9 protein-coding genes are annotated in these 8,935 nt (G+C 66.7%); 4 read left to right on the top strand and 5 right to left on the bottom strand.

The genetic code is table 11. From position 1 onward, the window contains the following. The first annotated feature begins 46 nt into the window (after window positions 1-46). Window positions 47-1,030 (top strand): P1 family peptidase, encoded by a 984-nt coding sequence (locus tag Q0330_RS11945; RefSeq protein WP_299479568.1) that lies wholly within the window; start codon window positions 47-49, stop codon window positions 1,028-1,030. A 35-nt stretch (window positions 1,031-1,065) separates the two neighbouring features. On the opposite strand, the gene Q0330_RS11940 is transcribed toward Q0330_RS11945, so the two are convergent. Next, the gene (locus Q0330_RS11940; protein WP_299479289.1) at window positions 1,066-1,497 is read right to left on the bottom strand and encodes a hypothetical protein; all 432 of its coding nucleotides are present in this window, start codon (window positions 1,495-1,497) and stop codon (window positions 1,066-1,068) included. Between the two features lie 223 nt (window positions 1,498-1,720). Between Q0330_RS11940 and Q0330_RS11935 the strand changes: the two genes are divergently transcribed. Together Q0330_RS11935 and Q0330_RS11930 are read left to right on the top strand one after the other, a co-directional pair. Beyond that, window positions 1,721-3,193, top strand: coding sequence for an NAD-dependent succinate-semialdehyde dehydrogenase (locus Q0330_RS11935; RefSeq protein ID WP_299479286.1), 1,473 nt, complete (start codon window positions 1,721-1,723; stop codon window positions 3,191-3,193). Between the two features lie 135 nt (window positions 3,194-3,328). Next, window positions 3,329-4,684, top strand: coding sequence for an SH3 domain-containing protein (locus Q0330_RS11930; protein ID WP_299479283.1), 1,356 nt, complete (start codon window positions 3,329-3,331; stop codon window positions 4,682-4,684). 122 nt (window positions 4,685-4,806) lie between these two features. On the opposite strand, the gene Q0330_RS11925 is transcribed toward Q0330_RS11930, so the two are convergent. After that, a complete protein-coding gene (locus tag Q0330_RS11925) occupies window positions 4,807-5,547 on the bottom strand; it encodes a DUF1013 domain-containing protein (protein WP_299479280.1) in 741 nt (246 codons plus the stop codon). A 194-nt stretch (window positions 5,548-5,741) separates the two neighbouring features. On the opposite strand from Q0330_RS11925, the gene Q0330_RS11920 reads away from it, so the two are divergent. After that, complete coding sequence (locus tag Q0330_RS11920) at window positions 5,742-6,380, top strand: ribonuclease T2 (RefSeq protein WP_299479278.1); 639 nt, start codon at window positions 5,742-5,744, stop codon at window positions 6,378-6,380. Here Q0330_RS11920 and Q0330_RS11915 read toward each other — a convergent pair. Genes Q0330_RS11915 through Q0330_RS11905 form a run of 3 tightly spaced genes read right to left on the bottom strand, consistent with a single transcriptional unit; the run spans window position 6,377 to window position 8,906 of the window. Next, entirely contained in the window at window positions 6,377-7,276 is a 900-nt protein-coding gene (locus Q0330_RS11915) for a hypothetical protein (protein WP_299479275.1), read from the bottom strand. The genes Q0330_RS11920 and Q0330_RS11915 overlap by 4 nt on opposite strands. Further along, window positions 7,273-8,268 carry an NAD(P)H-quinone oxidoreductase gene (locus Q0330_RS11910; protein WP_299479272.1) on the bottom strand — a complete coding sequence of 332 codons (996 nt, stop codon included), beginning with the start codon at window positions 8,266-8,268 and terminating at the stop codon, window positions 7,273-7,275. Before Q0330_RS11910 ends, Q0330_RS11915 begins: the two co-directional genes overlap by 4 nt. Beyond that, window positions 8,265-8,906, bottom strand: a complete 642-nt coding sequence (locus Q0330_RS11905; RefSeq protein ID WP_299479269.1) for a COQ9 family protein — start codon at window positions 8,904-8,906, stop codon at window positions 8,265-8,267. Before Q0330_RS11905 ends, Q0330_RS11910 begins: the two co-directional genes overlap by 4 nt. Window positions 8,907-8,935 lie beyond the last annotated feature (29 nt).

Below are 8,935 nucleotides of genomic sequence, written 5' to 3'. Positions count from 1 at the left end.
CAAAGACCGGCACAGTCCGGCGGGTGGCATGAGGAAAGGACCCCGGATGCGTGTCGGAGAGCGGAACCTGATCACGGATGTCGCCGGGCTGCGGGTCGGCAATGCGGATGATGCCGGGCTGCGGTCGGGGACCACGGTCCTGACCGGCGACGCGCCCTTTGCGGCGGCGGTGCATGTCATGGGCGGCGCCCCCGGCACCCGAGACACCGACCTGCTCGCCCCCGACAAGCTGGTGCAGGAGGTGGATGCCCTGTTTCTGTCGGGCGGCTCGGCCTTCGGGCTGGCGTCGGGCGACGGGGTGATGGCGGGGTTGCGTGCGGCGGGACGCGGCTTTGCCGTGGGCGACATGCGCGTGCCTATCGTGCCCGGCGCCATCGTTTTCGACCTGATGAACGGCGGCGACAAGGGCTGGCGCGAGAACCCCTATCCAATGCTCGGCCGGGCGGCACTGGAGGGCGCGGCGCAGGATTTCGCGATCGGCACGGCGGGTGCCGGTTACGGGGCGATGACGCGGCAATTGAAAGGCGGGCTCGGCTCGGCCTCGGCGGTGCTGGATTGCGGGATCACCGTGGGGGCCCTTGTGGTGGTCAATGCGCTCGGCTCGGCGATCATGCCGGGGGGGCGGCATTTCTGGGCCGCACCATGGGAGATGGGCGCGGAATTCGGCGGCCTCGGCACCGGCGAGACCCCCGATCCGGGGGCCGAGTTCCTGCCCGAAAAGCAATTGGGTGAAGCCACGACCATCGCCATCGTCGCCACCGATGCGCGGCTGAGCAAGCCCGGGCTGCAACGCATGGCGACGGCGGCGCATGACGGCATGGCCCGCGCCCTTGTCCCGAGCCATACGCCCTTCGATGGCGATCTGGTCTTCGCCGTCTCGACCGGGGCGCGCGAATTGCCCGACCCGGTGGTGACGCCCTTCCAGCTTGGCCATGCGGCGGCCTCGGTTCTGGCGCGCGCCATTGCCCGCGGGGTCTGGGCAGCCAGCCCGCGCCCCGGCGATCTGCAACCCTGCTGGTCGCAGATCTGAAACGGGCCAAAGGCGTTATGGCGATGGAATAACGCTTATCTCGACAGACCGTCTTCGGCTTCGAGCAGGCGCAGCCTTGCCGCATGGCGCCTTGCGTAATGCTCGCGCGCCCATAGCGACTGGATCGGGTTCAGAAAACCGGCATCCAGCTCGACCCGCTCGGTCAGGCGGCTGCCGGTGCCGGCGGGCGTAACCGCCAGCGTCAGCCGCCAGCGATGGCCGCCCCTTCCCTGCTCGTGAGTGCGCAGGATCATCCGGGCATCGTCGCAAAGCGCGATATGGATCACATGCGACCTGCGCAGGCCCAGCACCGGGATGCGAAGGTGTAGCATCTGGCCGGTGACGGCATGGGTCGGGGAACGGGCGCCTTTCGCCTTCGCCACGCCAAGCGCCGCGCAATCGGTCGCGATTGCCCAAAGCCGCGCCGGCTGCACAGGATAGTCGTGCTGAATGATCAGGGTCTGCATCGGCATCCCCCATTGTCTCGTCCCCAGCCGAGTTGGGGCGACACGGAGACACGCGCCGCCCCAGAGAGATAACGTCAAGAGGGAACATTTGACGTTGCCCCCCAACGCGGATTGGCGTCGTTAGTTTCATCACAGATGCTCGATTGCGGCCAAACCGGCGGTTTCGCTTGCCTTGCAAGACCAAAAGCGCCAGCTTGCTGCCGACCCAGCACAGGAGGACGCCATGAACCAGCACCCGACCGATCTGAAGATGCACCTGAAAGACCCCTCGCTTCTGGAGACCCGCGCCTATGTCGCCGGCGAATGGGTGGATGCGGCCGATGGCAAGACCTTCCCGGTGACCAACCCGGCACGGGGCGATGTCATCGCCGAGGTCGCCGATCTGTCGCGCGCCGAGGCTGCGCGCGCCATCGAGGCCGCAGCCGCCGCGATGAAGGGCTGGGCCGCGCGCACCGCCAAGGAACGCGCCCAGATCATGCGCAGATGGTTCGACCTGATGATGGAAAATCAGGACGATCTCGGCCGCATCCTGACCGCCGAGATGGGCAAGCCGCTGGCCGAGGCCAAGGGCGAGATCGCTTACGGTGCCAGCTTCATCGAATGGTTCGGCGAGGAGGCCAAGCGCATCTATGGCGAGACCATTCCCGGCCATCAGCCCGACAAGCGACTGACCGTGTTGCGCCAGCCCATCGGTGTCGCCGCCTCGATCACGCCCTGGAACTTCCCGAATGCCATGATCACCCGCAAATGCGCCCCCGCACTGGCGGCTGGTTGCGGCTTCGTCGCCCGCCCCGCCGCCGAGACGCCGCTTTCGGCACTGGCGCTTGCCGTGCTGGGCGAACGCGCCGGGCTGCCGAAGGGGATCTTCAACGTCGTCACCTCGTCGCGTTCGTCAGAGATCGGCAAGGAATTCTGCGAGAACCCGCATGTCCGCAAGCTGACCTTCACCGGCTCGACCGAAGTCGGGCGCATCCTTCTGCGACAGGCCGCCGATCAGGTGCTGAAATGCTCGATGGAACTGGGCGGCAACGCGCCCTTCATCGTCTTCGACGATGCCGATCTGGATGCAGCGGTCGAAGGCGCCATGGCCTCGAAATTCCGCAATAACGGCCAGACCTGCGTATGCGCCAACCGCATCTATGTTCAGGCCGGCGTCTATGATGCCTTCGCCGAAAAGCTGGCGGCGGCGGTCGAAAAGCTGCGTGTCGGCGACGGGTTCGAGGATGGCGTCACCACCGGCCCGCTGATCACCGAAAAGGCGGTCGAGAAGGTCGAGGAACATATCAGGGACGTGCTCGACCATGGCGGCGCCGTGGCCACCGGCGGCAAGCGCAAGGGCGGGCTGTTCTTCGAGCCGACCGTGGTCACCGGCGTCACCGACGCGATGAAGGTCGCGACCGAGGAAACCTTCGGCCCGCTCGCCCCCCTGTTCCGCTTCGAGACCGAGGAGGAGGCGATCGAGAAGGCCAATAACACCATTTTCGGCCTCGCCTCCTATTTCTATGCCCGCGACATCGGTCGCATCACCCGTGTGCAGGAGGGGCTGGAATATGGCATCGTCGGCGTGAATACCGGCATCATCTCGACCGAGACCGCGCCCTTCGGCGGGGTCAAGCAATCCGGCCTTGGCCGCGAAGGCAGCCATCACGGGATCGACGATTTCCTTGAGCTGAAATATATCTGCCTGTCGATCTGACGACGCGCTCACGCGTGAACACGAAATCGCGAATCCGGCCGTTTGCCCGCAGGCATTCGGCCGGATTTGGGTTAAGCCGGAATCAAGCCGCCGGCGAAGCGGCCATCGACAATGACACGGAACATGAGGCAGAACATGCTCGGAAAACTCATCAGCAGCGCTGCAATCGCCACTTGCCTGGCCCTGCCGGTCCTGGCCGAAAGCACCACGCAGCCCGTAGCCTTCACGGCAGGCGCAACAGGCACGGCCGTAACCGGGCAGATCGTGGGCGCGGACACGGCGGATTTCACCCTGACGGCCAATGCCGGGCAGCGGATGACCGTGCGCATGAATGCCGACAATCCGGCGGCGCAGTTCGAGATCTTTGCGCCAGGTGCAATCCCCGGCCAGTCGCCTGCGCTGTTTTCCAGCAGCAGCGCAGGCATGTCGGCGGATCTGGTGCTGCCGGCCAGCGGCACCTATGTGATCCGCAGCGCGTTGGCACAGGCGGCGCAGGCGGGCGGCACGGCACGGTTTTCGCTGACCATCGACGTGGCCGGCCGACAGGCACAAAGCGACGATGTCGCCAATTCCCTGAACGCCGCGCCGGATTTCTGGCAGGTGACCGGCATTACCGGCCAGTTGAACATCCGCGCCGAGGCCTCGACCGGTGCCGACGTTGCCGGCACGGCCCCGAACGGCGCGGTGCTGCGCAATCTCGGCTGTCAGCCGGCGGATGGGCGCAACTGGTGCAAGGTCGAAACCACCTCGGGCGGCCCGGTTACGGGCTGGGCGGCAAGCGATTTTCTGGCCCCAACCACAGCACCCGCGACAGAGGCCGCCGCGCAACCCGGCCCTCAATCCGCGATGCCCGCCGCCAGCACGGCTGCCATGACCGCGACCCAGCCAGCCATGACAGCGGCAACCGCTGTAACCCAGCAGCCGGCGGTGCCGGCCACGGCACCGCAACCCGCGCCTTCGGCACCAGCCGGCATCGTGGCACCCCAGGCCTCGCCGGTTGCGGCGGTGGGCAGCAACGCCCCGCAACCGGCCCCGGCAGCACCAGCCGGCACGGTTGCGCCCGTCGACCGCAGTTCGGCCATGTCGGCCCGGCCACCGGCCGCGCCTGCCAGCAAGGTCCCGCTTGGCGGCGTGACGCGGACCGAGGCCGCGCCCATGGCCGCGCCTGCGATCTCGGCCACCAAACCCGCACCAAAACCCAGCCATGCCGCCACCAGCCCCGCCGCCGTCGATACGGCCAGCGGCACCCTGCCCTGTTCGACCGCGCTTGGCATGCCGACGCGCGACTGCGCCTATAGCCTGGCCCGCAGCGGTGGCACGACCCTGCTTCGGGTCAGTTGGCCGGATGGCGGCCATCGCGAGATTCGCTTTGAGAATGGCGCCCCCGCCCCGGTCGACGGCCAGATCAGCGAGCGGCGCGGCAGCCTGACGGTGATCGATATCGGCAGCGAGCGCTACGAGGTTCTGGACAGCATCGTCAACGGCGGCTGATCCGCGATCACGCCCCGGCGGCCCGCTGCAACTCTGGCCGCCGGACATAAAATCTGCCCGGCAGCGTCCCAGGGATACAGGTCAATGCGATCACCGGCCCCAATGGGGCCGGATCGGGACGATCAGTTGTCGTCGTCGTCATCCTCGTCGGAATCGGGCAGGTTGAAGAAGCTCTCGGCATCCAGTTCCGGCTCGGGCTTGTCGTCGTCGCGCGACAAGCTGAAGTTCTCCAGCCCGGCGATGGCGGTCGGCAGGCGCGGCTCTTCGCCCATGGCAAGCGAGGTCTCGGTCGAGACCAGCTTGCGGCGTTCGTCATCGGTCATGACCCCGCCCTCATTGCCGCGCTTCTTCGCCGCCTTCTGCACCGCCGCGTCAAGCTCGGTCTGTTTGGCAAGGCCAAGGGCGACCGGGTCGATGGGCTGGATGTTCTGGATGTTCCAATGGGTCCGCTCGCGGATCGCCTGGATGGTCGGCTTGGTGGTGCCGACCAGCTTGGCGATCTGGGCATCGGCCAGCTCGGGGTGGAACTTCACCAGCCAGAGGATCGCGGCCGGGCGGTCCTGACGCTTCGACAGCGGCGTATAGCGCGGGCCTCGGCGCTTTTCCTCGCCCTCGGCGGCGGGGTTGTGCTTCAGCTTCAGCTTGTAGGCCGCATCCTTCTGGCCCTTCTCGATCTCGGCCAGATCGAGCTGGTGCGAGGCGATGGGATCGAAGCCCTTCACGCCGGTGGCCACGTCGCCATCGGCAATGCCCTGGATTTCGAGTTCGTGCATGCCGACGAAATCGGCGATCTGCTTGAAGCTGAGCGTCGTGTTGTCGATCAGCCAGACGGCGGTGGCCTTGGCCATCAGCGGTTTGTTCATCGGATCTACTCCTTGCGCATATCTTTCCCGGCCGGGAAAACGGCGTTTTGGCGAAGCCAGTCCACGTTTTCGGGAAATTTCCCCGCCTGTATAGGGCCGAAACGCAGCAAGGGAAAGGCCAAATCGTGTCCGGAAGGGATGCGCCGGCCGCCCGTTTCGCCTATCGAGGGGACAGCACATCGAATGAGGGGCCCATGCGCCAACTGATCTTCGCCGCCATCCTTGCCGCCGGGGCCGGACCGGCCGCCGCCCAGACCCATGTCGCGGGCGATTTCGACTATTACGTTCTGGCGCTCAGCTGGTCGCCGAACTGGTGCGCCTCGGCCAATGACAAGCGCGGCACGACGCAATGCGATGTCGGGCGCAAGGTCGATTTCAACCTGCACGGCCTCTGGCCGCAATACGAAGACGGCTGGCCGGCGAATTGCCGCACCAGCGAGCGCGACCCCGCCCGCCGCGAAAGCGAGGGCATGGCCGATATCATGGGCTCGGGCGGGCTGGCCTGGTATCAATGGCAGAAGCATGGCCGTTGTAGCGGCCTGTCCGCAGCGGGTTATTACGAGACCATGCGCGACGCTTTCGAGGCCGTCGCCCTGCCCGATTACTTCGTCGATCTCGACCGCGACATCTCGATCCCGCCAGCGCTGATCGAGGACGCCTTCATCGAATACAATCCCGCCATGACCGCCGATGGCATCACCGTCACCTGCAAGGGCGAGGACCTGCAGGAAGTCCGCATCTGCCTGACCAAGGACCTGAAACCCCGCGACTGCGCCCCCGATGTGCGCCGCGATTGCAGCCGCGATGCGGTAATCATGGAGAAGGTGCGTTAATGCAGAAGCGGCGGCGGAACCTCGTCGTCGTCATCGTCGCCAGGGTCGCCCTCGAACCCGGTGCCGTAAAGAAAGGCGATCCCCTGCATTTCCTCGCCGGGTTGGGGTAGCATTTCGCCGTCGATCAGGCCGGGGCGCATCAGGATCGGCAGGTCGAACCCGTCTTCGAGAGGTGTGCCGTCCTCGTCCTCGAAGGGGCGCAGGACAGTGACATGAACCACGGCGGCATCCGGGCAGATCCAGTCCGGCAGCGGCTCGACCCCGACGACCGGACCGCGAAATTCGAAGGCGTTCGGCGCAATGTCGAAACGCGGCACCATGATCGCCGCACCGGCCATGCTGATCCTGATCGCACCGCCCTCGGCAATCTCGTGGCCCGCCGCGACGAGTTGCCCGAATTCCTCGTCATCGGGGCCGATCTCGAATTCGGTGGCCTCGGCCGGCGCGGCCTGGTTGGCGATGCCATAGAATTGCGCATAGGCGATCTCTGCGGCGCGATAGGCGGGGCCATTCTCGATGAAACCGTCATCGAAGAAGGTCAGCACCGCGCCCCCCATCCGCGCGGTCACGAAGGCCTGCACCCCCTCGGCATCGACCGCCAGCTTGAGCGGCGCGATCTCGGCACTGATCACCGTAGGCAGGAAAGGCCAGGCATTGACCAGACCGTAGGCGTCGCCATGCCAGCGCAACAGCATGGCCACGCCGCCCTCGGCCGAGGGATAGTTCAGCACGGCGAAGTTCGGGTGATCGTCGATCTGGAAGGCCTCGCCCGCTTCCAGCCAGGCATTCATGCGGTCTTCCTCGAAGAAATCCTCGGGCACACCTGCCGCAGCGAGCAACGGGATGTTCGGAAAGCTGTCCTCGTCGATCTCGACGATTTCCGGGGCCTCGTTCATGACCAGTCTCCGATCTTCAGCACGATCTTGCCGATATGGGCGCTGCTTTCCATGCGCCGATGCGCCTCGGCGGCCTCGGCCAGGGGATATTCGCTGTCGATCAACACCCGGACCTTGCCGGCGCCAATCATCGGCCACAGATGCGCGCGTAGCTGATCTGCAATCGCCGCCTTGGCCGCATCCGATTGCGGCCGCAGGGTGGCGCCGGTGATGGTTAGCCGCCGGGTCATGACATGGGCGAAATTGATCTCGGCCTTCGGGCCGGCAAGGAAGGCGATCATCACCAGCCGCCCGTCCAGATCCAGCGCCTTGAGGTTTCTGGCAATATAATCGCCCCCGACCATGTCGAGGATCAGGTTCGCCCCGCCGGCCTCGGTCAGGACCTTCACGAAATCCTCGCTCCGGTAATTGATCGCAGTCGCGCCGAGTTCCGCGATGGCCGCGCATTTCTCGTCCGAGCCGGCGGTGGCCCAGACGCGGGCACCAAGCGCACGGGCGATCTGGATCGCCATGGTGCCGATCCCCGACGATCCGCCATGGACCAGAAAACGCTCGCCCGCCTGCAGGCCGCCACGCATGACGATGTTCGACCAGGTGGTGAAGGCGGTTTCCGGCAGGGCTGCGGCCTCGCGCAGGGACATGCCTTCGGGGACCGGCAGCGCGTGGCTCTGATGGCAGGCGACATATTCGGCATAACCGCCGCCGGGCAGCAGCGCACAGACCCGGTCGCCGGGCTTCCAGCGGGTGACGCCGCGCCCCACGGCCACGACCTTGCCCGCGCCTTCCAGCCCGGGCAGGTCCGAGGCCCCGGGCGGCGGCGCATAAGTGCCCTGCCTTTGCGCCACATCGGGCCGGTTCACCCCGGCCCATTCCAGCCGGATGACGATCTGGTCATGGCCCGGCATCGGCACCGGGCGCGATGTCAGGCGCAGCACCTCGGGCGCGCCGGGTTCGGAAATCTCGACGGCGCGCATCGCGTCGGGCAGGCTCATGCGCGATCCTCCGTGACCGATTTCGGGGCGCGGATCCAGCCGGTGGCGATATCGGTCAGCATCGCCACCCCCGGCAGCTTGCGGGCCTGCGCCTTCAGCTTCTCGAACTGCATCACGCCATCGATGCGGCGGTCGATGAAATCGCGGGTCTCGGCGTGATCCTCGGACAGATCCCCCAGCCAGTAGAGCACGCATGCGGCATAGACCGTCGAAAGCGTGGCGCGCTTGGAATACCAGTTCACATCGCGCGAACTGTCGCCAAGCCCGTTCCAGATCGTGTCGGCGGTTTCCCACATGAGCCGCGCCGCCAGCGGCTGGTTCACCGGCAAAGCCAGCACCGCCGAGGCCGCGCGGACCAGTTCGACATCGGCGAAATCGAGACGCTGACGGATCGCATCGGCAATCCTCTCGCTGATTCGGCCCGCCGGTGCGCCCTGCATCCATTCAGCCAGCCGGGCATCGCCGCGACGATGGATCCAGGCGGCCAGATCGGCCCCGCCGCCGGGAAAGAAGGCCTCGGCCACATCGCCCGACAGCCCGATATCGCGCGCGCCCGCGCGCAGCGCCACCAGATTCATGCCGTCGAAGGGCACATGCAGCAGCGCGGCCTCGGCCAGTCTGTCGCGTGTCTCGGTCATCTTTCCCTCCCCGGGCTGGACAAATGGGC

The organism is uncultured Paracoccus sp. (genome assembly GCF_937873615.1).
Taxonomy (GTDB): domain Bacteria; phylum Pseudomonadota; class Alphaproteobacteria; order Rhodobacterales; family Rhodobacteraceae; genus Paracoccus.
The sequence above is the reverse complement of the archived record's forward strand: the minus strand, read 5'-3'. Positions and strand labels throughout refer to the sequence as shown.

What these genes read in the sequence shown, in the direction of transcription:
- Q0330_RS11945 (WP_299479568.1), top strand. Translation starts at nt 47, where the DNA reads ATGCGTGTCGGAGAGCGGAACCTGATCACGGATGTCGCCGGGCTGCGG.
- Q0330_RS11940 (WP_299479289.1), bottom strand. Translation starts at nt 1,497, where the DNA reads ATGCAGACCCTGATCATTCAGCACGACTATCCTGTGCAGCCGGCGCGG.
- Q0330_RS11935 (WP_299479286.1), top strand. Translation starts at nt 1,721, where the DNA reads ATGAACCAGCACCCGACCGATCTGAAGATGCACCTGAAAGACCCCTCG.
- Q0330_RS11930 (WP_299479283.1), top strand. Translation starts at nt 3,329, where the DNA reads ATGCTCGGAAAACTCATCAGCAGCGCTGCAATCGCCACTTGCCTGGCC.
- Q0330_RS11925 (WP_299479280.1), bottom strand. Translation starts at nt 5,547, where the DNA reads ATGAACAAACCGCTGATGGCCAAGGCCACCGCCGTCTGGCTGATCGAC.
- Q0330_RS11920 (WP_299479278.1), top strand. Translation starts at nt 5,742, where the DNA reads ATGCGCCAACTGATCTTCGCCGCCATCCTTGCCGCCGGGGCCGGACCG.
- Q0330_RS11915 (WP_299479275.1), bottom strand. Translation starts at nt 7,276, where the DNA reads ATGAACGAGGCCCCGGAAATCGTCGAGATCGACGAGGACAGCTTTCCG.
- Q0330_RS11910 (WP_299479272.1), bottom strand. Translation starts at nt 8,268, where the DNA reads ATGAGCCTGCCCGACGCGATGCGCGCCGTCGAGATTTCCGAACCCGGC.
- Q0330_RS11905 (WP_299479269.1), bottom strand. Translation starts at nt 8,906, where the DNA reads ATGACCGAGACACGCGACAGACTGGCCGAGGCCGCGCTGCTGCATGTG.